The following is a 25,636-nucleotide window of genomic DNA, read 5'->3' as shown; positions in this document are numbered from 1 at the left end:
CTATATGTAGGCGCTGGCGAAGCCTGCGATCTTTTCCGAGCTTCCTTGAGTTTCAAGTGAAAGATCAAAAGATCGCAGGCTTCGCCAGCGCCTACACAAGGGCGCTGAGCCCGAGCCGCCGTGGCTCCCGCAGGATCTATCAGCGATCCGGCAGGGTGATGTTGAGTTCCAGGATCGAGCAGCTGCCCTGGCTTTCCAGTGCCACGTGCACGTCATCGCTACCGATGTTGACGTATTTGCGGATCACTTCCACCAGTTCCTTCTGCAAGGCTGGCAGGTAGTCAGGGGTGCTGCGTTGGCCGCGTTCGTGCGCCACGATGATCTGTAGACGCTCTTTCGCGACCGAGGCGGTACTGGGCTTTTTGTTGGCACGAAAGAAGTCAAAAAGGTTCATTACCTACCTCCAAACAGGCGCTCGAAGAAACCTTTCTTCGTTACATCGAGGAAACGATGCTCCACGGTTTTGCCCAGCAGGCGATCGACGGCATCGCTGTATGCCTGGCCGGCGTCGCTCTGGTCGTCGAGAATCACCGGCACGCCGGAGTTGGAGGCCTTGAGTACCGCTTGGGATTCCGGAATGACACCCAGCAGGGTGACGGCGAGGATTTCCTTGACGTCTTCGACGCCCAGCATTTCGCCATCGCTGACCCGTTGCGGGTTATAGCGGGTCAGCAGCAGGTGTTCCTTGATCGGCTCTTCGCCCTTCTCGGCGCGACGGGATTTGCTCGCCAGCAGGCCCAGCATGCGGTCGGAGTCACGCACCGACGACACTTCCGGGTTGGTCACGACAATCGCTTCGTCAGCGAAGTACATGGCCAGGTGGGCACCTTTCTCGATACCGGCCGGGGAGTCGCACACCACGAACTCGAAGTCTTCCTTGAGTTGCATCAGGACTTTTTCCACGCCTTCCTGGGTCAGCGCGTCTTTGTCGCGGGTCTGACTGGCGGCCAGCACGTAGAGGTTCTCAAGGCGCTTGTCCTTGATCAGGGCTTGTTGCAGGTTCGCTTCGCCGTTGACCACGTTGACGAAGTCGTAGACCACGCGACGCTCGCAACCCATGATCAGGTCCAGGTTACGCAGGCCGACGTCGAAGTCGACGATGACTGTCTTGTGGCCGCGCAGAGCGAGACCGGTACCGATAGCGGCGCTGGTGGTGGTCTTACCCACACCACCCTTGCCGGATGTAACCACGAGAATCTTGGCCAAGGTGTTTCACCCCTAAGGAAAAAGGACTTTTTCAGCCCCTGAAAAACATCTCTGGAAAACTGCTGCAATTGGACAGGCTTGGCTGGAATCGGATGTCGGGGCGGGGTCTACCTCCGGTAAACACTGCCTGATCCTTTTTCCTACGTCGTTTAAGCCGTTTTCGCTCGTTTTAGAGATGCTTGGAAAATGCGGCAGTATCCGTTAAAGCCGAATGATGTTCAACACGTCGCCCGACAGGCTGATCTGGACGCCGGCCCCCCACAACGGATCGCGGCGCAAATCCTCGGAGACCTTGTACTGCCCGGCGATGGAGACCAGTTCAGCGCTCAATTGCTGACAGAAGATCCTGGCTTTCGTATCGCCCTTGACGCCGGCCAGCGCGCGACCGCGCATCGGGCCGTATACATGGATGTTGCCATCGGCGAGAAGTTCCGCCCCCGGGCTGACCGAGGACACGATGACCAGATCGCCACCCTGGGCATAAATCTGCTGCCCGCCGCGTACTGGCGAGGTGATGACGCGCGTTGGCTTGATGGTGGGTTCTGGTGGTTTTTCCGGGACTTTCTTGGCTTCGACGGGGCTCAGTTCCAGCACCCGCTCCCGGGCGCCGGACGGCGGCAGCACCGGAATGTCCACGGCGATGGCTGCGGCGATGTCTTCGATGCGGCTGGCGCGGATCGCCAGGGTGCGCAGGCCGTGCTGGCGGCAAACGCGCATCAGGCCTGGCAGGTCCACCGCGCCTTCGCCGGCCGGCAGCTTGTCCAGGGCCAGCACCAGCGGGGCATTGCTGAAGAAATTCGGCGCCTGGGCGACTTTGGCCGCCAACTGCCGGTCAAGGCCTTCCAGGTCGTTGCGGGCCAGCTCCAGCACCGTAATGGCGAGCATGCTGCCCTTCAGCTGGAACACGGGATCTTGGTCTAGCGGTTCGGTTTGGCTCATGGTCGGCGTACAACGGCTTGTCACTAAAAGTGCCGAGACTTATAACGAGATCGTCCGCCAGCCGCAACCCGGGTCGAACAATGTAGAATGCGCGGCCCATGTCCTAATGGAAGCTGTAATGGATCGCCCGCGTTTTCGAGCTGCATTTTTTCATCCGCGTTTCTGGCTGCTGTGGTGCGGCCTGGGCCTGTTGTGGCTGATCGTTCAATTGCCTTATCCGTTGTTGCTGCGGGTCGGTCGCGCACTGGGCGCGCTGATGTATCGAGTAGCCGGCGACCGACGGCGCATCGCCCGTCGCAACCTGGAACTGTGTTTCCCGCAAAAGTCCGCCGCCGAACGCAAGCGTCTGCTCAAGGAAAACTTTGCCTCCACTGGCATCGCCTTTTTCGAAATGGCCATGAGTTGGTGGTGGTCGCGTTCGCGCCTGGCGAAACTGGCCCATGTCGAAGGACTGGAGCATCTCAAGCAGGCCCAGCGCGAGGGCAAGGGCGTGATCCTGATGGCGCTGCATTTCACCACCCTGGAAATCGGCGCGGCCTTGCTCGGCCAGCAACACACCATCGATGGCATGTACCGTGAGCACAAGAACCCGCTGTTCGACTACATCCAACGCCGCGGCCGCGAGCGGCACAACCTCGACTCCCTGGCCGTGGAGCGTGACGACGTGCGCGGCATGCTCAAGCTGCTGCGGGCCGGGCGGGCGATCTGGTATGCGCCGGACCAGGATTACGGCGCCAAGCAGAGCGTGTTCGTGCCGCTGTTCGGCATCCAGGCCGCGACGGTCACGGCCACCAGCAAGTTCGCCCGCCTGGGCAAGGCGCTGGTGGTGCCCTTTATTCAGGAACGCCTGGCCGACGGCAGCGGTTATCGCCTGGTGATCCAGGCCCCGCTGACGGATTTCCCGGGCGAGACCGAGGAGGCCGATTGCATCCGCATCAACCAGTGGGTCGAGCAGTCGGTGAGTGATTGTCCCGAGCAATACCTTTGGGCCCACCGGCGCTTCAAGAGCCGTCCACCGGGCGAGCCGAAGCTGTACGACAAACGCGGTTGAGCCAATAGTCCGCCATTTTCAGCAACACCTTGAGCACGGAGCATTGCGATGACCCCAGCTGAACCGGTTACAGGTTTGATTCTTTCCGGCGGCGGGGCTCGGGCGGCGTATCAGGTGGGCGTTCTGGCGGCCATCGCCGAATTGTTGCCGGACGGTGCGGACAACCCGTTCCCGGTGATCGTCGGCACGTCGGCCGGGGCGATCAACGCGGTCAGCCTGGCGAGCGGGGCGATGGACTTCAAGACCGCCATCGAGCGGCTGACGGCGTTCTGGCAAGCGGTGCGCAGCCATCAGGTCATGCGCAGCGACTGGTGGGGCGTGATTGCCCAGGCGACGCGTTTCATAACCCACAGCCTGTTGGGCCTGGGGGCCAAGTTGCCGGTGGCGCTGATCGACAGTTCGCCGTTGCGCGAACTGCTCCAGGCCCAATTCCATACCTCGGGCATCGAGCAGGCCATCGTCGAGCAGCAACTGCGCGCGGTGGCGGTGACCGCGTTCGGTTATGAGTCCGGCCAGGCCGTCACCTTCTACCAGGGACGCGGGACCATCGATGCCTGGCTGCGCCATCGACGTATCGGGGTACCGACGCAGTTATCGGTGGAGCACTTGCTGGCCAGCTCGGCGATTCCCTTGTTGTTCGCGCCGGTCAGGATCGGCCCGCAATACTTCGGTGACGGCGCGGTACGGCAATCGGCGCCCATCAGCCCGGCCTTGCACCTTGGGGCCAATCGGGTGCTGGTGATCGGCGTCAGCGGCAACCCCCGTGGCGCTGGCGGGCAGGATCCCACCGAGCGCAGCTACACCGGCCTGCAACCGACCCTGGCGCAGATCGGCGGCCATATGCTCAACAGCACGTTCATTGACAGCCTGGAAAGCGACATCGAGTTGCTTGAGCGCCTGAACGGGTTCAGTCACCTGCTGCCCGATGATGTACCGGCCCACGCCCTCGGCGCGGCGCCGGTAGACGTGCTGGTGATTTCCCCGAGCCAGCCGATCGACGAAATCGCCGCCCGCCATCGCCAGGAACTGCCCCGTGCGTTGCGGCTTTTCTTGCGCGGGCCGGGCGCGACCAAGACCAGTGGCGCAGGGGTGCTGAGTTACCTGTTGTTCGAGTCGGGGTATTGCAGCGAACTGATCGAGCTGGGACGCCAGGATGCGTTGGCGCAGCGTGAGGCGTTGAGTCGGTTTTTGGGGTTGGCATAAGGGATGTAAGCAGGTCCACCGCCATCGCGAGCAGGCTCGCTCCCACAGGAGATTTTGCGGTGGACGCTGAAACTGGTCCAACACACAAACCCATGTGGGAGCAAGCTCCCACAAAGGGATTGTCTGCGATATCGATCCCAGGATCAGAAATGGTACTTCAGCAAGAAGCTGGTATTGCTCTGGTTGGTCTTGAACCCGTCGCTGTCTTCGATCCCGTACTTGTTCTTCCAGTAGTCATACTCCACGCCCACATACAACTGCTTGGCACCGAGCTTCAACGCCTTGCCCAGGTCATATTTGATCTGCGGGTTGATGTGCAGGTTGGCGTGGTAGGTGCCCTTGGAGTTGGTGTCGTTGTCCACCACCCAGTCGATGAAACCGTCGATCAGGATGTCGGATGAACCCACCGGGAGGGTGTAGGCCCAGGTCGGGGTGATCTGCCAGACGTTGTCGCCGGCGCGTGGGCCTTCGGTCTGGCGGTTGTAGAAGTTCAGCTGGAAGTAGTCGAAGCCGGGAATCGCCAGGTCGAAGCCCGGGCCGATCAGGTAGGACTCGTTGTCGCCTTCGCCGAATTCATACGTCATGGCCAGCAGCACATCCTTGATCGGGCCCAGTTCCAGCTTCTGGTCGAAGATCTTGCCGAACGACAGGCGTGGGCTGAACTCACCGTAGTAGGTGTTCGGGCCGGACTGGCTGTCGTCCTGGCCGTTGTAGAAGATCCGATCGAGGAAGAAGAAGTTGTCCCCGTATTTCCAGGCGTCGGCGTGTTCGAAGGTCACGGTCTGCTGGATGCGCGGGTTGACCTGGAAATCCTTGCCATACAGGTAGGTCAGGCTGTTGTTCTGCCACTGGAACAGGTCGTCGGCCATCGCTTGGCCCCCGGCCACCAAGGCTCCTGCGAATATCAGGCTGGTGCACGTACGTTTCATTCGGTTTGCTCCCAAAGGTAAGTGGTACCGCTTTTTTTTCGGGTCAGCGCTCTGGTGTGGCGCCTTTTTTCTACGGATGAAAAACATCCGTTCGGTCAGCTTTTCGCTTGTGGCCAGTGCTGATAGCAAGAGCTGAGCCAAGGTCAAAAAAGGCTCGTCCAGCTATTTGGAACAGTCGAAAAAGGTGTTTTCCAGGGACACCCGATATCCCCCGTGATGCTGGGATAAGCTGGCGCCTCGGTCAGGATTCGATGGTTTTTTACAGTGCTCGGATGCGAACGGCCGCGCAGGGTACGGGCTTGCCCTGACGGGTTCAAGTGCCCTGCAACGGCGCATTCGCGGCGAATTTGGGGCGCGGCTCAGTTGGTCCGCGCGCCCTGGTTGATCCACGCGCCGATCAGGTCGCGTTCCTGCTGGGTCATCTGGGTGATGTTGCCCAATGGCATGATCTGGCTGGTGACGGCCTGGGCCTGGATGCGCGCGGCCTGTTGCTGGATCTGCTGCGGGGTGTCGAACATCACCCCGCCCGGCGCGGCGCTGAACAACGGGCTGGTGGGCTTGGCCGAGTGGCAGACCGAGCAGCGTTCCTGGATCACGCTGTGGACCTTCTCGAACGAGGGGCCCTGGGCGCTGGCGGCCTGGGTGGGCGCCGAGGCCGGTGCGGCGGGGGCCGTCGACGGTTTAGCGCCACCACCCACTGCCGTTTCCGGCAACGGTTGGTACTCGATCACGCCAGGGGCCTTGGCCACCTCCGGTGCGGTGGGCATGGGCTTGGGGCCTGTTACATACGCCAGGCAGATCATCGCCAGTGCACCGACTGGCAGCGTCCAGGCAAAGCGGTTGCTGTCATGGCGCGTGTTGAAGTAGTGGCGCACCAGCACCGCCGCCACGGCGATCCCGGCCAGGATCAGCCAGTTGTACTGGCTGCCGTAGGTGCTGGGGAAATGGTTGCTGATCATGATGAACAGCACCGGCAAGGTGAAGTAGTTGTTGTGGCGCGAACGCAACAAACCCTTGGCCGGCAGTGCAGGATCGGGCGTGCGGTTCTCGGCGATGGCCGCCACCAGTGCACGCTGGGCCGGCATGATGATGCGGAACACGTTGCCGACCATGATCGTCCCGATGACCGCCCCGACATGCAGGTAGGCACCGCGACCGCTGAACACCTTGCTGAACCCGTAGGCCGCGGCGATCAACAGCACGAACAGGATCAAGCCGAGCAGGGCAGGGCGCTTGCCCAGGGCCGAGTCGCAAAGAAAGGAATAGACGAACCAGCCGACGAGTAACGAACCGAGGCCCAGGGCGACGCCTTCGGGGCCGCTCAGGCTGCTGCCGGGAGCCAGCAGGTAGACGGTCGGATTCCAATAGAACACCACGCACAACAGCGCGATGCCGGACATCCAGGTGAAGTAGGCTTCCCATTTGAACCAGTGCAGGTTGTCCGGCATGGAGGGAGGCGCGAGTTTGTATTTTTCCAGGTGGTAGATGCCGCCACCGTGGATGGCCCACAGGTCGCCGGCCAGGCCGCTCCTGGGGTTGACGCGATTGAGGTTGTTTTCCAGCCAGACGAAGTAGAACGACGCGCCGATCCAGGCCACGCCAGTGATCATGTGAACCCAGCGTACGCTCAGGTTCAGCCATTCCAGCATATGTGCTTCCACAGTCTTTACCTCTCGCCCGTCACGCTTGTTTTCGCGTGATCGGACCTTCTCTTATTGGTGGGGGGCGAGGATCAAGTACTCATCCTCTTTGAAAAAATGCTCATCGCAGTTATTGCCTGTGCCACTGCGATCAACCACCAGGAAGTCATCCCGCTTTTCGATCGTCAGCACCGGGTGGTGCCAGACGCCGCGATGGTAATTAATGCCCTGCCTGCCGTTGGTGACGAAGGCGCGGACCAAGCCTGATACAGGTGCATCGCCAAGTGGCGCGACCACGATCAGAAAGGGGTTGCCGAGCAGCGGAATGAACGCCTGGCTGCCCAGCGGATGACGCTCCAGCATGCGCACGGTCAGCGGCATGTCCAGCGCGTCGGCGCGGAAGATGCTGATGATCGCCTTGTCGTCCGGCGTGGCGGTTTCCACCGTCGCCAGGCGATGGAAGCGCATGGTCGAACCGTTGTTGATCATGAAGTGATCGCTGCCGTCGGTTTCGATCACGTCACCGAACGGGGCGAAGGCTTCTTTGGTCAACGGTTCGATCTTGAGTGTGCGCATGCTGGTCTTCTTAATCTTTTGAGTTTGATCGTTCCCACGCTCTGCGTGGGAACGCTGGCACTGGACGCTCCGCGTCCACTGTGACGCGGAGCGTCACGGTATGCATTCCCACGCAGAGCGTGGGAACGATCATCGCAATCTTATTTCGACACCTTACCGAGCACCCGCAGGCGACTCACGCCACCATCCGGGAACACATTCAGGCGGATGTGGGTGATCGGCCCCAGGGCCTTGATCTGCTCGGCGAAGGTATGTTCGGCGTGCATTTCCAGTTTCTGGCTGGGCAGCAGCTCGCGCCAGAACAGCGACTGGGTTTCGATCTGGCTGTCGGTGCCGCCCTTGACGAACGCGCCCTGGATCGAGCAACTGTCGGGGTAGTTGCCCTTGAAGTGCAGGGTGTCGACGATGACTTTCTCGACCTCGCCGGCATGGCCCAGGGCGACGATCACCCAGTCATTGCCCGGGGTACGACGACGGGCGGTTTCCCAGCCGTCGCCCATGTTGACGCCACGACCGGGGTTGAGGATGTTGCTCATGCGGCCGAAGTGTTCGTCGGAGCAGGCCAGGGCACGGCCACCATTGAGGGCGGCAGCCAGGTCGATCTGTTCATTGTCGCCCACGGCCGACCAGTCGCGGTACGGAATGCCATAGACCCGCAACCGGGCCACGCCGCCATCGGGGTAGATGTTGAAGCGCAGGTGGCTGAAGGCCTGGTCGTTACTGATTTCGTGGTAGTGGTGGCTGTTGCCTTGTAACTCGACGGCCGACAGCACTTCAGTCCACTGGGTGTTTTCGTCTGGCTCGCCTTCGGTCAGGAAGCAGGCTTCCAGGGAGGCCGATGGTGGGTAGTTACCGGTGAAGAATGAGGTGTCGATGTCCACGCCTTTGATCGAGCCGGCCACACCCAGGCGGATCACCGCGCTGTCGTAGCCTTCGAAGCGCTTGCGCCGCGATTCCCAGCCGTCCATCCACTTGCCGTTGTCATCGAACACGCCCTCCTTCCATACGGCCGGGGTCGGTTGGAACAAACGGTTGGCGTCGGCGAACCAGTCATCGGTGACCGAGATGATTTTGGTGCCGAGGCGGGCGTCGGCCAGGTTGACGAACTTCTCGAAAGGTACGGCGTAAGCTTTCATTCTTCTTGTCTGCCTTTAAATAAGTTGGCTGGGAATGCTTGCAGGAGCCCGAAGGCCAAGCTGCTCGCTAAAGGGTCAGTAATCGGAACAACGCGATCTTGTTGATCTCTGCCAGCGCGCATTTGAATTCGGTGTCTACCGAGTGATGGATGCGCGTTTCGAATGCCGCGAGGATCTGATGCCGGTTGCTGCCTTTTACCGCCATGATGAAGGGAAACTTGAACTTGGCCTTGTAGGCATCGTTCAGCTCGGTGAAGCGCTGAAACTCATCGCTCGAGCATTGGTGAATACCGGCGCCGGCCTGTTCGTTCGTGCTGGCTTCGGTCAGTTGGCCCTGGACGGCGGCTTTGCCGGCCAGGTCCGGGTGAGCGTTGATCAGGGCCAGTTGGCTGGCGTGATCGGCGCTCAACAGGATGTCGCTCATGCGCTGGTGCAGGGTTTCGATCTGGTCGATCGACGGGTCCTGGCCCAGGTCGAAAGCCTTTTCGGCGACCCATGGCGAATGTTCATAGATATCAGCGAAGGCTTTGACGAACGCTTCGCGGTTCAAGGTGGAAGGCTTGAGGGTCTGGAAGGCAGTCATTTCGAAGCCTCCGGATACGGGTGCGTCTGCTGCCAGTGGCGGGCGATGTCGACGCGGCGGCTGAACCAGACCTGCTCATGACCCTTGGCATATTCGAGGAAGCGCTTGAGGGACGCGAGGCGGGCAGGGCGGCCGATCAGGCGGCAGTGCAGGCCGATGGAGAGCATCTTGGGGGCTTCGGCGCCTTCGGCATACAGCACGTCGAAGGCGTCCTTGAGGTATTGGAAGAAATCGTCGCCCTTGTTGAAACCCTGCACCTGGGTGAAGCGCATGTCGTTGGTGTCGAGGGTGTAGGGGATCACCAGGTGCGGCTTGCCGTTGGGTGTGTTCGGTTCCCAGTAGGGCAGGTCGTCGTCGTAGGTGTCGCTGTCATAGAGAAAACCGCCTTCCTCCATGACCAGCCGGCGGGTATTGGGGCCGGTGCGACCGGTGTACCAACCCAGCGGACGCTCGCCGGTGATTTCGGTGAGGATGCGGATCGCTTCGAGCATGTGCTCGCGCTCCTGGGCCTCATCCATGTATTGGTAGTCGATCCAGCGATAACCGTGGCTGCAGATTTCGTGACCGGCGGCAACCATGGCGCGGATCACGTCAGGATGGCGCTGGGCGGCCATGGCCACGGCGAAGATGGTCAGCGGGATATCGAATTCCTTGAACAGCTTGAGGACCCGCCAGACCCCGGCACGGCTGCCATACTCGTACAGCGACTCCATGCTCATGTTGCGCTCGCCTTGCAGCGGTTGCGCCGCGACCATCTCCGAGAGGAACGCCTCGGATTCCTTGTCGCCATGCAGGATGTTGCGCTCGCCGCCTTCTTCGTAATTGAGCACGAAGGACAGGGCGATGCGGGCATTGCCCGGCCACTGGGGATGGGGAGGGTTACTGCCGTAACCGATCAGGTCGCGTGGGTAGTCAGCGCTCACTGCAGTTTTCCTTCTTGTTCGAACCATGTGGGTGGCGCCCTGGCGATGGATCATAGGCTGGCGTCACGACGATGGAGTGATTGTATACAACTTTATGTGCGATTTGTAAGCCTGATTTTTTGCATTTTTCACCGCCGTCCCCGGTTTGTCTACACTGCAAGAAACCTGCCCATCTGGTCAATTAATGGCTGGAAGAATGGCGTATCCGTTGGTTTGGCTTGAGATTGGGCAGGAACCTTTGTCGGAACACGCATGGACTAAATATCTGTTTTTTATTGTGTACAATTTTCATTTAAAATGTCTTAATTCGCTCATCGCCGTGACGTTTCGTGCTCCGAAACGGTGCGGCCTGTCTTTCAACTGATTCAGGAGGCGTCGGGCCGGACTGCACAGCAGCGAGGCGCGCACAATCAATGGGACGTTTGACTACTCACGTTTTGGATGCCGCACACGGCTGCCCGGGCAGCTCGATCAAGGTCGAGTTGTACCGAGTGGAAGGTTCGCAACTGCAGCTGGTCGCCAGCGCGCAGACCAACAGCGACGGTCGCTGCGACGCGCCGCTGCTGCAAGGGGATGACTACCGTTCGGGCGTCTATCAGATTCAATTCCATGCCGGCGATTACTACCGCGCCCGTGGTGTCCAGTTGTCCGAGCCGGCATTCCTGGATGTGGTGGTGCTGCGCTTCGGCATTTCGGCCGAGCAGGATCATTACCACGTACCCCTGCTGATTTCGCCTTACGCCTATTCCACCTATCGGGGCAGCTGACCCCCAAGCGGCTGCCTTGTCCTGGAAGCGACTGCGCATGGCGCTTCTTTGGTTTTTCGCCCGCTCACACTGCGGGCTTTTTTTCGTCCGTGGGAATGTGGGGGCAGGGAGGGACTCATCGTCGGATCGCCGCCCGGAGCAAGCTCGCTCCCACACTGGATTTTGTGGGAGCGAGCCTGCTCGCGATGCTTTGCTTTTACTTTTTTAGCGGCTCAACAAGGACGCCGCCCCCGCACCGCCAAACAACCCGGCACTGACCCGGTTGAACCAGCCCTGGCCTTTACCCGTACGCAGATACCGCGCCGCGCCGTGGGCACCAAGGCCGTAGGCCAATTTGCACAGCAGGTCGAGTACGGTCCAGGTGGCGATCATGATCAGCAGTTGTGGCAGGAACGCTTGTTCGGTGCTCAAGAATTGCGGCAGGAAAGCGGCGAAGAACAGGATGTCTTTCGGGTTGCTGGCGCCCAATACGAACGCCCGGCCAAAGAGGGCGCGAAAGCGCGGGACGGCGGCGGCCTGGGGCACGTCGGCGCCTTGGGACGGTTGGCGTGATTGCTGCCAGCTCTGCCAGGCCAGGTAAAACAGGTACAGGGCACCGACAATCTTCAGGGCACTGAACAACTGCTCCGACGCCATCAACAACGCACCGAGCCCCAGCGCCGAGGCGCTCAGCAGGCAGATCGACGCGATCACCCCACCCAGGAACGCCGGATACGAGCGGCGCAGGCCGTAGTTCAGGCTATTGCCGATCATCAACAATGACAACGGGCCAGGGATGAGGATCACCACCAAGGCGGCGCCGCTGAACAACAGCCAGGTTTCCAGATTCATTGTTTTGCTCCTGATGTACAAAAGCCTCACCCATTGGGTGAGGCGGGTGAATACGGTGTCGCTTACAAGAAGATGAACTTGGCGATGAAGATCGCGCAGAGCACCCACAGGCTGACGGAGATTTCCTTGTGTTTACCGGTGCCGGCCTTGAGCACCACATAGGTGATGAAACCCAGGGCGATACCGTCGGCGACCGAGAACGTCAGGGGCATCATGATGGCCGTGACAATGGCCGGGATGCTGTCGGTCGCCTCGTCCCATTCGATGTGGGCCATGCCGCCCATCATCAGCATGGCAACGTAGATCAAGGCCCCGGCCGTGGCGTAGGCCGGGATCATCCCGGCCAGCGGTGCGAAGAACATGGCGGCAATAAATAGCACACCGACGGTCACGGCGGTAAGCCCCGTCCGGCCACCTGCCGCCACACCGGCGGCGCTTTCCACGTAGCTGGTCACCGGCGGCACGCCGACCATGGCGCCAAATACGCTGGAAGCGCTGTCGGCTTTCAAGGCGCGGGACAGGTTCTCGATCTTGCCATCGGCTTTCACCAGGCCGGCGCGCTGGGCAACGCCCATCAGGGTGCCGGCGGTGTCGAACATGTGCACGAACAGGAAGGCCAGCACCACGCTGATCATGCTGACGTTGAACACACCGGCCACGTCCATCGCCATCCAGGTGGGGGCCAGGCTCGGTGGTGTCGACATGACGCCGTTGTACTGCACCAATCCCAGGCCCCAACCGGCCAGGGTCACGGCGATGATGCTGATCAGGATCGCGCCGAACACGCGGTGATAACTGAGTACGGCGATCATCAGGAAGCACACCGCGGCCAACAATGGACCGGGCTCGCGCAACGAACCGAGCTTGATCAGGGTGGCGGGGCTGTCGACGATGATCCCGGCGGTTTTCAGGCCGATCAGCCCGAGGAACAACCCGACCCCCGCGCCCATGGCGAACCGCAGGCTCACTGGAATGCTGTTGAGCAGCCACTCCCGCACCCGTGACAGGGTCAGGACCATGAACAACACACCGGAAACGAACACCGCGCCCAACGCGGTTTCCCAGTTGTAGCCCATGGTGCCGACCACGGTGTAGGTGAAGAAGGCGTTCAAGCCCATGCCTGGCGCCAGGCCCACCGGCCAGTTGGCGTACAGGCCCATCAGCAGGCAGCCCAGGGCGGCGGCGATGCAGGTGGCGACGAATGCGGCGCCGTGATCGATGCCGGCGTCGGCCATGATGTTGGGGTTGACGAAGATGATGTAGGCCATGGTGATGAACGTCGTCAGGCCGGCAATCAGCTCGGTCTTCACCGTGGTGCCGTGCAAGCTGAGTTTGAAGAGGCGTTCCAGCCAGCCACTGCGTAGTGGCGGCGAGAGGTCCAGCGTCCGGGCTTCGGGTTTGCGGCTTTCCACAGCGAGTACTCCTCAAGAGTCTTATTGTTATTTCCAGCACCGCACACGCCCCTGGGGGTGACTGCGATGCGCTGAGGCAGGTAAGGCTGGCGAAGTATGTTGACCTGTTGGTCAGGAACTCGCACGAAGCGAATTATGCTTTTGTATACAAATAATGCAAATAATGTTTTCTGTGTTGTCGACGAAATGTCGGGCGATAGGGATATATCGACCTTGAGGGCGCTATCGCGAGCAAGCTTTGCTCCCACAACGGCTGTTCACTGGCCCTCCGTGGGAACAGTTTTGCTTCCAGCAGGTGTCCGCTGAGACCCTCTGTGGGAGCAAGGCTTGCCCGCGATGGCGATAGACCGGGCAATACACAGCTTGCAGAGGAAACTCAGTCGACAGCCACCTGACCCTTTCCCAGCCCCAGATTCACCGCCAACCACCCATCCACCGCCGCTTCCCCGGCCTCGGCAAACACCCGCTCCAGCAATTTCACCTGCTCACGCCGCAACGCCTGCTCGAAGCGCTCGCCCTCGGCCGTCAGTTCCAGCAGTCGCTTGCGCTTGTCGGTCTCGGACGCGACGCTGTTCACCAGGTGCATTTCCATCAATTGCCGCAACGGCATGTTCAGCGCCTGCTTGCTCACCCCGAGCACCGCCAGCAATTCCTTCACGCTCAATGACGGGTAGCGGGCGATGAAAAAAACGATGCGCTGGTGCACCCGGCTCAACCCGCGGCGCTCGAGCATTTCATCGGCCTTGGCGGTGAACGCCTGGTAACCGAAGAAGAACGCTTCCATGGCCATTTGTTGGGAAGTCGGGTTTTTAAGGTCAAGCATATTGACGTATCCACAGAGGTCGGCGTAATTTCGGTCAACCAGTTTGACTCATTCTTCCCGTGCCCCGCTACAGGTGACCTCCATGGCTTTTTCCGAACGTGTCTCGCGCCTCAAAAGTTCTCTGATTCGAGAAATCCTCGCGGCGGCGCAGCGCCCTGAAGTGATGTCGTTCGCCGGCGGCCTGCCGGCCGAAGCCATGCTGCCGAAAGTGGAATGGGCGGCCATGCCGTTGTCCATGGGCCAGTACGGCATGAGCGAAGGCGAACCCGCCCTGCGCGAAGCCCTGGCGGCCCAGGCGCGGGCGCTGGGTGTGGCCTGTGAGGCGAACCAGGTGCTGGTGGTCAGCGGCTCCCAGCAAACCCTCGACCTGGCGGCCAAGCTGCACATCGACGTCGGCACGCAAGTGATGCTCGAAGCGCCGACCTATCTGGCGGCGTTGCAGATTTTCCAACTGTTCGGCGCCGACTGCATCACCGTGCCCCTGGAGGCCGACGGCCCGGACTTGAAACAGTTGCGGGCTCGGCTGGAGCAGCATCGGCCGGCGTTCATCTACCTGATCCCGACGTTTCAGAATCCCTCGGCGGTGCGCTACAGCGAGGTCAAGCGCGATGCGGTGGCGGCGCTGTTGGACGAGTTCGACGTGACCCTGATCGAGGACGAACCCTACCGCGAGCTGACGTTCGATGGCGGCAGTGCCACGCCGATTGTCAGTCGCTTGAAGAAGGCCAGCTGGATCTACACCGGCACCGTGTCGAAAACCCTGTTGCCGGGGCTACGGGTGGGCTACCTGATTGCCAGCCCGGATTTGTTCCCGCACCTGTTGCGGCTCAAGCAGTCGGCGGACCTGCACACCAATCGCATCGGCCAATGGCAGGCGCTGCAATGGATCGGCACCGAGCAGTACCGCAACCATTTGAGCGAGTTGAGGGATTTCTATCGGGATCGTCGCGACCGCTTTCAGGCGGCGCTGCACAAGCATTTTGCCGACATCGCGGACTGGAACGTGCCCCAGGGTGGGTTGTTTTTCTGGCTGACTCTCAGGCAACCGCTGGACACCCGCACCTTGCTCCCCGCCGCGCTGGCGGCCGACGTTGCGTTCATGCCGGGGGAACCGTTTTTTCCGGAGCCGGACCAGCACCTGGGGCACTTGCGCTTGAACTTCAGCCACATCGACCCGGCGCGGTTGGATGAAGGGCTCAAGCGGTTGGCGGGGGTGGTGCGGGAGGCGTTGGCGGTAAAAGCAGCCTGACTTATGTGGTGACTGGACTGGCTCCATCGCGAGCAAGCTTTGCTCCCACAGGGACAGTGGTGAATACAAATCCAGTGTTCACCAAGGTCCCCTGTGGGAGCAAAGCTTGCTCGCGATGAGGCCAGTCGTCACACCAGAAAACTATCAGGCCGCCGAGAACCGCTTATCCAGATAATCAATGATCACCTTGGACTCATACATCCAGGTGGTCTCGCCATTTTCTTCAATCCGCAGGCACGGCACCTTGATCCGGCCGCCTTGCTCCAGCAGCGTCTGGCGATCCTGCTCATTGTTTTTCGCATCGCGCAGGGCCACCGGCACATTGAGGCGGCGCAGGGTGCGGCGGGTTTTCACGCAGAACGGGCAGGCATGGAATTGATACAGCGTCAGGCTGCGAGCGGCCTGCTCGACCTGCGCCTGGGCCTCGGCCGGGCGCTGTTTCTTGCTCGGGCGGGTGATGAAGTCGATGAAGATGATGAGCTGGCCCAAGCCAACCCGAAGCGCTTTGACGATCACGGTATTAAGCCTCGCGGCAGGAAAGAAGAGGGCGCGCAGCTTACCTGATTTTTCGCAGGCGAAAAAAAACCGGCGATCAATGCCGGTTTTCTTCATGCGACGGATTACTTGATGAGGCTGAGGAATTCGCTGCGAGTGGCGGCGTTTTCCCGGAACTCGCCGAGCATCACCGAGGTGATCATCGAGGAATTCTGCTTTTCCACGCCGCGCATCATCATGCACATGTGCTTGGCCTCGATCACCACCGCCACGCCCAGGGCGCCAGTCACTTGCTGGACCGCATCGGCGATCTGGCGGCTGAGGTTTTCCTGGATCTGCAGGCGACGCGCATACATGTCGACGATGCGCGCGACTTTCGACAGCCCCAGCACCTTGCCGCTCGGGATGTAGGCCACATGGGCCTTGCCGATGAAAGGCAGCAGGTGATGTTCGCACAACGAGTACAACTCGATGTCCTTGACCAGCACCATCTCGCTGTTGTCGGAGCTGAACAAGGCACCGTTGGTGACTTCTTCCAGGGTCTGTTCATAACCGCGGCAGAGGTACTGCATGGCCTTGGCAGCACGCTTGGGCGTGTCGAGCAGGCCCTCGCGGGAAACGTCCTCGCCCAGTTGGCCGAGAATCGCGGTGTAATTCTGTTCCAGAGACATGAAACTACCTGTGGGATTTTACGCAAAGGGCAAGGGTACGGTGGCGGACACGGCGCTGCAAGCTCGGCAAGCGAGGGCTATTCGTCGCGGCCTTCCATCATGGTGCGCTTGAGCATCACGTAGACCGCCCCGGCGCCGCCGTGTTTTGCCTGGCAGGAGGTGAAGCCCAGCACTTGTGGGTGCTGGCGCAGCCAGGTGTTGACGTGGCTCTTGATCATCGGCCGCTTGCCGTCCAGGCGCACGGCTTTGCCATGGGTGACGCGCACGCAGCGGATTTCGAACTTGGTGGCTTCGGCCAGGAATGCCCAAAGGGTTTCCCGGGCTTTTTCGACGCTCATGCCGTGCAGGTCGAGGCTGCCCTCGAAAGGGATCTGGCCGACCTTCAGCTTGCGCATCTGGCTTTCCTGGACTCCGTCGCGCGCCCACATCAACTCGTCTTCCGGCCCGACGTCGATCACGAACTGATCGGACAAGCCATCCACGGTCGTGGCGTCGGTGCGCACGGTGGCGGCCTGGCGCAGCTTGGCGATTTGCGCGCGATCGGCCTTGGGCTTGCCGGTCTCGGCGCGGTCGTGCTTGATCGGTTTTACGCCCTGGATCGCACTTTTGAACAGGGAAAAGTCGTCGTCTTGCATGTCAGCCTCCGCGAAGGCCGGCCAGTTTACCCAACTCTGGCGGGATCAGGCGCGACAAAACGTCGGATGGCGGGTCAGTCGTGCTTTTTCATCAGGTGCGGAGCCATGGCCAGCTCCAGGGATTGGCGGGCACGACGGCGGCAGCGGCGCCAGAGCCAGACGCCCAGCAACAGCACGAAAAGTCCGATCGCCAGGATGATTGCCGAACCCATTGGTGTGGCATTCAACTCGCCCAGTGCGGGCGGGCGGCCCAGCAGGCTGGCGGCACCGGCCATGGCCAGCAGTACACCGAGTGTTGCCAGAAGCGCAGCGATCGCCGCGCCAAAACGAAACCGCCAGTTGCTTGGGCCTTTAGGCCGCAAGCGACGTGCGTCAAAACCATCGGATAACTTCATTCCGACCTTCCTCAATGGGTATCGGCCCTTCGACCGGAAGATGTTCGGGTTGTTCCTGACAGTATGGCAATTGCGGCAAATGAGAGGCTTTTGCGGATGAGCGGCGAAAGTGGCCGCTCATCAAGGCGAATCAGATGAAGTCACGGGTCAACGCCAGGGTGGCGAAGTTGTCCGCCATGATCGCCATTTCGGTCTGTTGCACGTGCTCGGCGCTGAGGACGCCGCCCTTGTATGGCAGGTCGCGGGTGGCGCAGGCGTCTTCCACCAGGGTGCAGCGAAAGCCCAGGTTCTTGGCGGCGCGCACCGTGGTGCTGACGCTGGAGTGGCTCATGAACCCGCACACGATCAGGTCCAGGGGGCCGAAGTCTTCCAGGCGCTTTTTCAACTCGGTGCCGTGGAAGGCGCTGGGCAGCAGCTTTTCGATCACGGTTTCGTCGGCCTGGGGTTCGAGGCCGGGAATGAACTCCCCGCGCTCGCCTTGCGGATCGAACAGCCCGCCATGGGTGCCCAGGTGGCGCACATGCACGATCGGCCGACCGGCTGCACGGGCCGCACCGAGCAATTGCTTGATGTTCGCGACGGCTGCATCCATGCCGCTCAGGGCCAGGGGGCCGGCGAGGTATTCTTTCTGGGCATCGATGATGATCAGGGTCGCTTGACTCAGGTTGGCCGCTGCATAACCACGGCCGCTGAGTTGAAACATCGTTTTTGGAACGGACATTCTGGGGCTCCTTCGAGTGGGGCTTTTGCGACATTGTCCTCTGGCTGAGCGGTTCTGTGAATCGCTTCCATCGCAAGGGCCGCCGTTGCTGGCCTACAGCCTTGTCAAGATGCTCGTCTTGTTCAATAGGCGGATCAAAAAACGGATAATTCCTACGATTGGTCCGGGGTTTTTCGTTCGTCATCGGGGCGTGTTTGGGTGGGGCCGCGTTTGGCTGGTAGACTCGCCCGTCGATTTTTCTGGAGTTTGCCGCCGTGATCACTTCCCGTCTCCGTACCCTGCGCGACCATATCCGTTGGGCCGTCAGCCGTTTCCATGGGGAGGATCTGTTTTTCGGTCATGGCACCGACAATGCGTGGGATGAAGCCCGGCAACTGGTGTTGGGCGCATTGCACCTGCCATGGGAAATTGCCGACAGCTACCTGGACTGCCGTCTTGAAGACGAAGAGTTGGTCCATGTGCAGCGCCTGCTGCGCCGGCGTATCACCGAGCGTGTGCCAACCGCCTATTTGTTGGGTGAGGCCTGGTTCTGCGGGATGTCGTTCATCGTCGATGAGCGCGTGCTCATTCCGCGCTCGCCCATCGGCGAACTGATCGAAAAGCATTTCGAGCCGTGGCTGGGCCAGGAACCGGCGCGGATTCTTGATCTGTGCACCGGTTCCGGCTGCATCGGCATCGCTTGTGCCTATGAGTTCCCGGAGGCCGAGGTGGTGCTGGCCGATCTGTCGTTCGAAGCGCTGGAAGTGGCCAACCAGAACATCGAGCGCCATGGCGTCGATGAGCGCGTGTTCACGGTCCAGGGCGACGGTTTCGACGGTCTGCCGGGGCAACGTTTCGACTTGATCGTGTCGAACCCGCCCTACGTCGATGCAGAAGATTTCGCCGACATGCCGCAGGAATACCAGCACGAGCCGGAGCTGGGCCTGGCCTGTGGCGATGACGGCTTGAACCTGGTGCGCCGGATGCTGGCCGAGGCGGCCGATCATCTGACCGAGAAGGGATTGTTGATTGTCGAGGTGGGCAACAGCCAGGTGCACGTCGAGGCGTTGTACCCGGAAGTCGATTTCGCCTGGCTCGACTTCGAACGCGGCGGCCATGGCGTGTTCATGCTCAGCGCCGAACAGTGCCGCCAGCACCAGGGGTTGTTTGCTTCGCGGGTTTGATCGCTGCGACCACTTTTGTGGCTAGGGAGCTTGCTCCCGCTGGGCCTGTAGGAGCTGTCGAGTGAAACGAGGCTGCGATCTTTCCCCTAACACTTGAGTCTCAAGCGAAAGATCAAAAGATCGCAGGCTTCGCCAGCTCCTACAGCACTATCGCGAGCAAGCTCGCTCCCACAGGGTTGTTCAGGCGCTGTCGGGCTTAATGCCGCGTCGCAATCCAGATCAGCAACCCCGCCTGGAACATGGCGAAGGCCACCAGGCAGGTGATGGTGAAGCGCAGGCCGGCGTCTTCGCGCTTGAACTTGGTGACCTTTTCTTCCTGCTGCTTGAGTTTGACTTCCTGTTCCGCCAGGTTCTGCTCGGCTTGTTGCAGCATCTGCGCCGCTTCAAGGATTTCCACGAACTGCAGCTTCTCGGTGTTCCAGTCCCCGAGCAGATCGCCAACGTGGGTTGGCTTGACGCTGCCCTTGAGGTGCTGGGCGTCGGCGTAGACCACCTCGAAACCTTGAGCCTTGAGAAAACGGTCGCGGCGCAGGCGAGTGTCTTCGTTCAGGGCGTCCTTGTTATCCAAGTCGGTGCCGTCTACCCGGTAGGCCGACCAGCGTTTCTTGGCCCAGGTGATACCCTGGGCCGCGAGGAAACGGCCAATGCCACGGTTGGACGGCTCGACTTGCAGGTTGTCCGGGGAAAAAAACAGGCGTTTCTCGACGTGGTCGGCCCAGACGTCCAGGTGATTCTGTTCCTTGCGCACGCGCTGGTTCGGCAACTGGATGCTCATGCGCAGCAGGCTGCGTTCCTTGCTGTGGCGCTCGACATAGCTGAACTCGACAAACCGCAGCGGCCGCACACCGGTGGCGCGGTCGGTCTTGAGCGGCGCCAGCCGGAGCATTTTGTGATGCTCGGTATGCACGTCGGCCCACGGCAGCTCCACCGCAGGCGAGGCGGGGGCTTCGGCAGCAGTGTTGGGGGAAGTTTCAGTTTCAGTCATAACGGCAAAAATCCTGTCCAGGCCGGCGGGTCGGCAGCCATAGCGCTGCCCGACACTGGGCTATCGGCCGTTTTTGCCAGGACTGGAGGGCCAGTTGCCACTAAAACCGCTCAACGGGCGGCTAACGAGTCAATAAAACGCAGAATCCGCGTACCGAGCTCGGCCGCCAAGGGCAGGTTGGGATCCTTGTAGGACGCCAGTTGCCGTTTCACGTCGTTGGGCACGATGCGCATCACGTGGTTCATGCCCTCGATCAGCGCCAGTTCGGCGTCGGGCTTGGCGGCTTTCAACTGCCTGGCGTCATCGACGCTGACCTGGATATCGTTGCTGCCCTGGATGATCAAGGCCGGCATCTTCAACGCCGCGAAGGCCCGGGCCGGGTCCTGGCGGAACAACGAGATCAGGTAGGGCTGTACGCTGGGGCGGAAAATGACCTGCAGTTGCGCCGGCACGTTGTCGTCGAGTCGACCGGCCTTGAGGCTGTCGAGCAGCTCGTTGCTGCGCAACATCAGCGGCGGTGGCAGGCGGTTGCTCAATTGTTGACGCAGTACTTGGTCGATCGGCCGGGCACTGCCAGACAGCGAAATCACCGCCGCTGCATTGGCCAGGGGCGCGGCGAGGCTGGCGATCAACGCGCCTTCACTGTGGCCCAGCAGGATCAACGGGCCCAGTCGCGGATCGGCGGCGAGCTTGTGGCTCCAGGCCACGGCATCGGCCACATAGGCCTCGACGCTCAGGTTGCGCTCGTCCGGTGTCGCCGCGAGGCTGGCCGCTACGCCGCGTTTGTCATAGCGCACGCTGGCGATGTTGTGTCTGGCCAGGACCCAGGCCAGGCGCTTGAGGCTGTCGTTGCGCCCGCCCTCGGGGTTGTTGCCGTCGCGATCCGTAGGACCTGACCCGGAAATGATCAGGACAACCGGCACCGGCGTGTCGGACTTGGGCAGTAGCAACGAGCCGAAAAGCTCACCACTGCCGGTGTCGAGGCTGATCGGGCGTTGCAGCACCGTGGCCTGAGCCAGGCCGCAAAACAGGCCGGTGAACAAGGTAAGGCTTAAGGCAAGCAGCTTTAACATCATCACGCCATTAGTTGCGAAGGTGCCGGTTGGACTGGTGGTCGCCGATAAGGTTCGAGGATGAACTACGCGGGGAGCCTGCGTATACTGGCGCGCATTACGAATCCAAGGTTGAGTCTCTCAGCGATTTCACGGAGCACCCTGCATGTCCGGCAATACCTACGGCAAGCTGTTCACTGTCACCACCGCGGGCGAAAGCCATGGCCCGGCGTTGGTCGCCATTGTCGACGGCTGCCCGCCGGGCCTGGAGATTTCCCTGGAGGACCTGCAACGTGACCTGGACCGGCGCAAGCCCGGCACCAGCCGCCACACCACCCAGCGCCAGGAAGCCGATGAAGTCGAAATCCTGTCCGGCGTGTTCGAAGGGCGCACCACCGGCTGCGCCATCGGCCTGTTGATCCGCAACACCGACCAGAAGTCCAAGGACTACTCGGCCATCAAGGACCTGTTCCGCCCGGCCCACGCCGACTACACCTACCACCACAAATACGGTGAGCGCGACTACCGTGGCGGCGGTCGCAGCTCGGCGCGGGAAACCGCCATGCGCGTGGCGGCCGGGGCGATTGCCAAGAAGTACCTGGCCAGCCAGGGCATTGTGATTCGTGGCTACATGAGCCAGTTGGGCCCCATCGAAATCCCGTTCAAGACCTGGGACTCGGTGGAGCAGAACGCCTTCTTCTGCCCCGACCCGGACAAGGTGCCGGAACTCGAGGCCTACATGGATCAACTGCGCCGGGACCAGGATTCGGTCGGCGCGAAGATCACCGTGGTCGCCGAAGGGGTGATGCCCGGCCTTGGCGAGCCGATCTTCGACCGCCTCGACGCCGAGCTGGCCCACGCGCTGATGAGCATCAACGCGGTGAAAGGCGTGGAGATCGGCGCCGGTTTCGCCTGTGTCGCCCAGCGCGGCACCGAGCACCGTGACGAACTGACCCCGCAAGGTTTCCTGAGCAACAATGCCGGCGGCATCCTTGGCGGCATTTCCTCGGGCCAGCCGATCGTGGCGCACCTGGCCTTGAAGCCGACGTCCAGCATCACCACGCCGGGCCGCTCCATCGACATACATGGCAACCCGGTGGACGTCATCACCAAAGGCCGTCATGACCCGTGCGTCGGCATCCGTGCCACGCCCATCGCCGAAGCGATGATGGCGATCGTGCTGATGGATCACCTGCTGCGTCATCGCGGCCAGAACGCCGACGTTCGCGTCAGCACTCCGGTGCTGGGGCAGCTTTGATGGTTGGCCTGCCGACCGCCGTGGCCTGACGGCCGTGGCGGCACTGCCGTACTGGCGGCTCTCCAGTTTCTATCTGTTCTATTTCGCGCTGCTCGGTTCGACGGCGCCGTTCCTGGCGCTGTATTTCGATCACCTGGGATTCAACGCGGCGCGCATCGGCGAGCTGGTGGCGATTCCCATGCTGATGCGCTGCGTGGCGCCGAACATCTGGGGCTGGCTGGGGGATTACACCGGCCGGCGCCTCGCGATCGTACGGTTTGGCGCGATCTGCACGCTGCTGGCCTTCTCGCTGATCTTCATCGATAAAAGCTACGCCTGGCTGGCGATGGTCATGGCGCTGCATGCGTTTTTCTGGCACGCGGTGTTGCCGCAGTTCGAAGTCATTACCCTGGCCCATCTGGGCGGGCAGGCCTCGCGCTACAGCCAGATTCGCCTGTGGGGTTCCATCGGTTTCATCATCACCGTGGTGGTGCTCGGCCGGTTGTTCGAATGGCTGAGCCTGGACATCTACCCGGTGGCGCTGGTGCTGATCATGGCTGGCATCGTCCTCGCCAGCTTTTGGGTGCCCAACGCCCAGCCGCTGCAGGGGCCGCGGGTCGCGGGGGAGGGGTTTGTGCGGCAACTGCGCAACCCTGGCGTGCTGGCGTTCTACACCTGTGTGGGCCTGATGCAGGTGAGCCACGGGCCGTATTACACCTTCCTGACCTTGCACCTCGAACACCTGGGCTACAGTCGCGGGCTGATCGGCCTGCTCTGGGCCCTCGGCGTGGTGGCGGAAGTTTTGGTCTTCCTGCTGATGAGCCGGATCCTGGCGCGGTTTTCCGTGCGCCGGGTGCTGCTGGCGAGTTTCCTGCTGGCGGCGTTACGCTGGTTGTTGTTGGGCTCGCTGGCCGAGTTTCTCTGGGTATTGTTGTTCGCCCAGGTGCTGCACGCGGCGACCTTCGGCAGCTTTCACGCCGCCGCCATCCATTTCGTGCAACGCAGCTTCGGTCCTCGCCAGCAAGGCCAGGGGCAGGCGCTGTATGCGGCGCTGGCCGGCACGGGCGGGGCCTTGGGCGCGTTGTACTCCGGCTACAGCTGGAACGCCTTGGGTGCCAGTTGGACATTCAGCCTAGCCAGCCTCGCGGCTTTCGCGGCAGCCGTTATCATTGCCATACGTATGCAAGAGGACCGGCCATGAGCCTTCGAACCATTAATTTGCTGGAGCCTTTGTCATGAGCAGCCTGTCCGTCTATCACGTCTCGAGCCCTGATATTCCGAACAAGGTGTTGACCCACTTTGAGGACATTGCCGCGACGTTGGCTGAGCAAGGTATTCACTTTGCCCGTTGGGAAGCGGCGGTGAAAATCCAGCCGGGTGCCAGTGAGGAGGACATCATCGCGGCTTACCAGGCTCAGATCGACGGGTTGATGACTGAGCGGGGCTATGTTGGGGTCGATGTTGTCAGTGTCAGCAGCGATCAGCCGGAACAGGCTGGGGAGCTCGATGAGTATTGCCATAGCCAGGATGAGGTGCGGTTTTTCGTTGCCGGTCGTGGCTTGTTTAACCTGCACGTTGGGGATTATGTCTATGCGGTGCTGTGTGAAAGGAGCGACTTGATAACGGTGCCTGCTGGTATGCCGCATTGGTTTGACAGGGGGGAGCGGCCGCATTTCGTTACGATTCGTTTGTCTGGTGATTTGCAGGGGTTGGTTGCTGAGGTTACGGGGGATGATATTGCTCGGCGGTTTCCGCGTTTGGAGGATTGACCTGCTTTGGTGGTGCCATGAGGTTTTTTTGGTGTGTATATCCGTTGCTGCGGTAACGGCTACTTGGGGTTCCGCCCTGACGGCGGCTCACTTTTGAAAAGCGCAAAAGTAAGCATGGGCTCTTGCCCCACCACTCGGTGCCTCGCYTAGGCTCGGCATGCCCTCACTCCGGCATTGCTCCGTGGGCCGCCGCGAAGGGCCATCCATGGCCCAGCGCGGCTATCCCGGCATCCATGCCGGGATGCCCACKGMKCAATGCCTGCGTTCGGCCATCGTGGTTAACGGGGCGCCCGAGATCAACGTCCGCCCCGAGGCGGCCTAGTAGCCGACCTGGTTCTCCTGGTCGTACACCCATCAGATCTGTTTGAGCAGGACCTGTGGGAGCAAAGCTTGCTCGCGAGGCGGCCTGACAGCCGGCCTGGTTCTCCCGGTCGTACTCCGATCCCATTGTGGGAGCGAGCCTGCTCGCGAAGACGGCGGTACATCCAAGGCTGATGCAAGCTGATCCACTGCCATCGCGAGCAAGCTCGCTCCCACAGGGATTTGCAGTGGCCAAAAATCTGTAGATCGTCGTCGACCCAGTGTGGGAGCGAGCTCGCTCGCGAAGACGGCGGCACAGGCGATGAATATGTTGAATGCTCCGGCCCCTTCGCGAGCAAGCCCGCTCCCACAGGAGAAACGCGATCACCCTAAATCAGGTCGGCTGTTAGGCCGCCTCGCGGTGGACGTTGATCTCGGGCGCCCCGTTAACCACGCTGGCNCGTGGGCCGCCGCGAAGGGCCATCCATGGCCCAGCGCGGCTAACCCGGCATCCATGCCGGGTTGCCCACTGCGCAATACCTTCGTTCAGCCAGCGTGGTTTAACGGGGCGCCCCAGATCAAAATCAAAATCAAAATCAAAATCGAGGCGGCCTGACAGCCGACCTGGCTTTTTTGCGAACGCGTTTTTCCTGTGGGAGCGAGCCTGCTCGCGAAGGCGGTTTCACAGCCAATGAAGATATTGGATGTGCCGGCCTCTTCGCGAGCAGGCTCGCTCCCACAGCGGAAACGCGATCACCCTAAATCAGGTCGGCTGTTAGGCCGCCTCGCGGTGGACGTTGATCTCGGGCGCCCCGTTAACCACGCTGGCCGAACGCAGGCGTTGTGGAGTGGGCATCCCGGCATGGATGCCGGGATAGCCGCGCTGGGCCCAGAGTGTGTAAAAACCGATAAAAACATCGTCGGCACGTAGTGCCGACAGGTGTT

Annotated in this window: 27 protein-coding genes; 8 read left to right on the top strand and 19 right to left on the bottom strand. The window is 61.4% G+C overall.

The annotated features are described in order from the left end of the window. Positions 1-139 precede the first annotated feature (139 nt). The 3 genes from minE to minC all read right to left on the bottom strand — a co-directional run bounded on the left by minE (position 140) and on the right by minC (position 2,145). Complete coding sequence (gene minE / locus ASC85_RS29750) at positions 140-394, bottom strand: cell division topological specificity factor MinE (RefSeq protein WP_003179111.1); 255 nt, start codon at positions 392-394, stop codon at positions 140-142. Further along, complete coding sequence (minD, locus tag ASC85_RS29745; protein ID WP_003179114.1) at positions 394-1,206, bottom strand: septum site-determining protein MinD; 813 nt, start codon at positions 1,204-1,206, stop codon at positions 394-396. Before minD ends, minE begins: the two co-directional genes overlap by 1 nt. 201 nt (positions 1,207-1,407) lie before the next feature. Further along, on the bottom strand, positions 1,408-2,145 hold the full coding sequence (minC, locus tag ASC85_RS29740) for a septum site-determining protein MinC (protein WP_057452460.1): 738 nt from the start codon (positions 2,143-2,145) through the stop codon (positions 1,408-1,410). A 118-nt stretch (positions 2,146-2,263) separates the two neighbouring features. Here minC and ASC85_RS29735 point away from each other — a divergent pair, with 118 nt between their 5' ends. Continuing rightward, positions 2,264-3,196 (top strand): lipid A biosynthesis lauroyl acyltransferase, encoded by a 933-nt coding sequence (locus ASC85_RS29735; protein ID WP_057452459.1) that lies wholly within the window; start codon positions 2,264-2,266, stop codon positions 3,194-3,196. Positions 3,197-3,244: 48 nt separating this feature from the next. Then, entirely contained in the window at positions 3,245-4,399 is a 1,155-nt protein-coding gene (locus ASC85_RS29730; RefSeq protein WP_057452458.1) for a patatin-like phospholipase family protein, read from the top strand. A gap of 143 nt (positions 4,400-4,542) precedes the next feature. Here the strand turns inward: ASC85_RS29730 and ASC85_RS29725 are convergent, their stop codons facing one another. The 6 genes from ASC85_RS29725 to puuE form a co-directional block, all read right to left on the bottom strand. After that, positions 4,543-5,328: an outer membrane protein OmpK gene (locus tag ASC85_RS29725; protein WP_057452457.1), complete on the bottom strand. Its 786-nt coding sequence runs from the start codon at positions 5,326-5,328 to the stop codon at positions 4,543-4,545. A 359-nt stretch (positions 5,329-5,687) separates the two neighbouring features. Further along, positions 5,688-6,989, bottom strand: coding sequence for a urate hydroxylase PuuD (locus ASC85_RS29720; RefSeq protein ID WP_057452456.1), 1,302 nt, complete (start codon positions 6,987-6,989; stop codon positions 5,688-5,690). Between the two features lie 51 nt (positions 6,990-7,040). Further along, positions 7,041-7,544: an ureidoglycolate lyase gene (locus ASC85_RS29715; protein ID WP_024618504.1), complete on the bottom strand. Its 504-nt coding sequence runs from the start codon at positions 7,542-7,544 to the stop codon at positions 7,041-7,043. A 140-nt stretch (positions 7,545-7,684) separates the two neighbouring features. Then, positions 7,685-8,680 (bottom strand): allantoicase, encoded by a 996-nt coding sequence (gene alc / locus ASC85_RS29710; RefSeq protein ID WP_003204527.1) that lies wholly within the window; start codon positions 8,678-8,680, stop codon positions 7,685-7,687. A gap of 67 nt (positions 8,681-8,747) precedes the next feature. Further along, on the bottom strand, positions 8,748-9,263 hold the full coding sequence (uraD, locus tag ASC85_RS29705) for a 2-oxo-4-hydroxy-4-carboxy-5-ureidoimidazoline decarboxylase (RefSeq protein WP_057452455.1): 516 nt from the start codon (positions 9,261-9,263) through the stop codon (positions 8,748-8,750). Next, the gene (gene puuE / locus ASC85_RS29700) at positions 9,260-10,186 is read right to left on the bottom strand and encodes an allantoinase PuuE (RefSeq protein WP_014339675.1); all 927 of its coding nucleotides are present in this window, start codon (positions 10,184-10,186) and stop codon (positions 9,260-9,262) included. The genes uraD and puuE overlap by 4 nt, the downstream gene beginning before the upstream one ends. A gap of 413 nt (positions 10,187-10,599) precedes the next feature. On the opposite strand from puuE, the gene uraH reads away from it, so the two are divergent. Next, the gene (gene uraH, locus ASC85_RS29695) at positions 10,600-10,953 is read left to right on the top strand and encodes a hydroxyisourate hydrolase (protein WP_057452454.1); all 354 of its coding nucleotides are present in this window, start codon (positions 10,600-10,602) and stop codon (positions 10,951-10,953) included. Positions 10,954-11,157: 204 nt separating this feature from the next. On the opposite strand, the gene ASC85_RS29690 is transcribed toward uraH, so the two are convergent. The 3 genes from ASC85_RS29690 to ASC85_RS29680 all read right to left on the bottom strand — a co-directional run bounded on the left by ASC85_RS29690 (position 11,158) and on the right by ASC85_RS29680 (position 14,019). Beyond that, the gene (locus ASC85_RS29690; RefSeq protein WP_057452453.1) at positions 11,158-11,784 is read right to left on the bottom strand and encodes a LysE family translocator; all 627 of its coding nucleotides are present in this window, start codon (positions 11,782-11,784) and stop codon (positions 11,158-11,160) included. A 62-nt stretch (positions 11,785-11,846) separates the two neighbouring features. Beyond that, complete coding sequence (locus ASC85_RS29685) at positions 11,847-13,196, bottom strand: NCS2 family permease (RefSeq protein WP_057452452.1); 1,350 nt, start codon at positions 13,194-13,196, stop codon at positions 11,847-11,849. A 376-nt stretch (positions 13,197-13,572) separates the two neighbouring features. Next, positions 13,573-14,019, bottom strand: a complete 447-nt coding sequence (locus ASC85_RS29680) for a MarR family winged helix-turn-helix transcriptional regulator (RefSeq protein ID WP_057452451.1) — start codon at positions 14,017-14,019, stop codon at positions 13,573-13,575. An 82-nt stretch (positions 14,020-14,101) separates the two neighbouring features. Here ASC85_RS29680 and ASC85_RS29675 point away from each other — a divergent pair, with 82 nt between their 5' ends. After that, on the top strand, positions 14,102-15,268 hold the full coding sequence (locus ASC85_RS29675) for an aminotransferase-like domain-containing protein (RefSeq protein ID WP_057452450.1): 1,167 nt from the start codon (positions 14,102-14,104) through the stop codon (positions 15,266-15,268). Positions 15,269-15,412: 144 nt separating this feature from the next. On the opposite strand, the gene ASC85_RS29670 is transcribed toward ASC85_RS29675, so the two are convergent. The 5 genes from ASC85_RS29670 to ASC85_RS29650 all read right to left on the bottom strand — a co-directional run bounded on the left by ASC85_RS29670 (position 15,413) and on the right by ASC85_RS29650 (position 18,185). After that, positions 15,413-15,784 carry a glutathione S-transferase N-terminal domain-containing protein gene (locus tag ASC85_RS29670; RefSeq protein WP_057452469.1) on the bottom strand — a complete coding sequence of 124 codons (372 nt, stop codon included), beginning with the start codon at positions 15,782-15,784 and terminating at the stop codon, positions 15,413-15,415. Between the two features lie 104 nt (positions 15,785-15,888). Then, the gene (folE, locus tag ASC85_RS29665; RefSeq protein ID WP_003204506.1) at positions 15,889-16,434 is read right to left on the bottom strand and encodes a GTP cyclohydrolase I FolE; all 546 of its coding nucleotides are present in this window, start codon (positions 16,432-16,434) and stop codon (positions 15,889-15,891) included. 77 nt (positions 16,435-16,511) lie between these two features. Then, a complete protein-coding gene (locus ASC85_RS29660; protein WP_003204497.1) occupies positions 16,512-17,069 on the bottom strand; it encodes a Smr/MutS family protein in 558 nt (185 codons plus the stop codon). 74 nt (positions 17,070-17,143) lie between these two features. Beyond that, positions 17,144-17,464: a hypothetical protein gene (locus ASC85_RS29655; protein ID WP_057452449.1), complete on the bottom strand. Its 321-nt coding sequence runs from the start codon at positions 17,462-17,464 to the stop codon at positions 17,144-17,146. A gap of 130 nt (positions 17,465-17,594) precedes the next feature. Further along, the gene (locus ASC85_RS29650) at positions 17,595-18,185 is read right to left on the bottom strand and encodes a cysteine hydrolase family protein (protein ID WP_003204493.1); all 591 of its coding nucleotides are present in this window, start codon (positions 18,183-18,185) and stop codon (positions 17,595-17,597) included. A gap of 254 nt (positions 18,186-18,439) precedes the next feature. On the opposite strand from ASC85_RS29650, the gene prmB reads away from it, so the two are divergent. Then, complete coding sequence (gene prmB, locus ASC85_RS29645) at positions 18,440-19,348, top strand: 50S ribosomal protein L3 N(5)-glutamine methyltransferase (protein WP_003204491.1); 909 nt, start codon at positions 18,440-18,442, stop codon at positions 19,346-19,348. Positions 19,349-19,544: 196 nt separating this feature from the next. On the opposite strand, the gene ASC85_RS29640 is transcribed toward prmB, so the two are convergent. Next, positions 19,545-20,333: an N-acetyltransferase gene (locus ASC85_RS29640; protein ID WP_003204489.1), complete on the bottom strand. Its 789-nt coding sequence runs from the start codon at positions 20,331-20,333 to the stop codon at positions 19,545-19,547. Between the two features lie 110 nt (positions 20,334-20,443). After that, positions 20,444-21,409: an alpha/beta hydrolase gene (locus ASC85_RS29635; RefSeq protein WP_057452448.1), complete on the bottom strand. Its 966-nt coding sequence runs from the start codon at positions 21,407-21,409 to the stop codon at positions 20,444-20,446. A gap of 142 nt (positions 21,410-21,551) precedes the next feature. Between ASC85_RS29635 and aroC the strand changes: the two genes are divergently transcribed. From aroC to ASC85_RS29620, 3 genes are read left to right on the top strand one after another with little or no spacing between them, the layout of a single operon-like run. Beyond that, positions 21,552-22,643 carry a chorismate synthase gene (gene aroC, locus ASC85_RS29630; protein WP_057452447.1) on the top strand — a complete coding sequence of 364 codons (1,092 nt, stop codon included), beginning with the start codon at positions 21,552-21,554 and terminating at the stop codon, positions 22,641-22,643. A 34-nt stretch (positions 22,644-22,677) separates the two neighbouring features. Continuing rightward, complete coding sequence (locus ASC85_RS29625; RefSeq protein WP_057452446.1) at positions 22,678-23,823, top strand: MFS transporter; 1,146 nt, start codon at positions 22,678-22,680, stop codon at positions 23,821-23,823. A gap of 34 nt (positions 23,824-23,857) precedes the next feature. Beyond that, entirely contained in the window at positions 23,858-24,391 is a 534-nt protein-coding gene (locus ASC85_RS29620; RefSeq protein ID WP_057452445.1) for an acireductone dioxygenase, read from the top strand. Positions 24,392-25,636 lie beyond the last annotated feature (1,245 nt).

Origin of the sequence: Pseudomonas sp. Root401, from assembly GCF_001425105.1 — a bacterium.
Taxonomy (GTDB): Bacteria; Pseudomonadota; Gammaproteobacteria; order Pseudomonadales; family Pseudomonadaceae; genus Aquipseudomonas; species Aquipseudomonas brassicacearum.
This window is presented reverse-complemented; position numbering and strand designations above follow the sequence as displayed.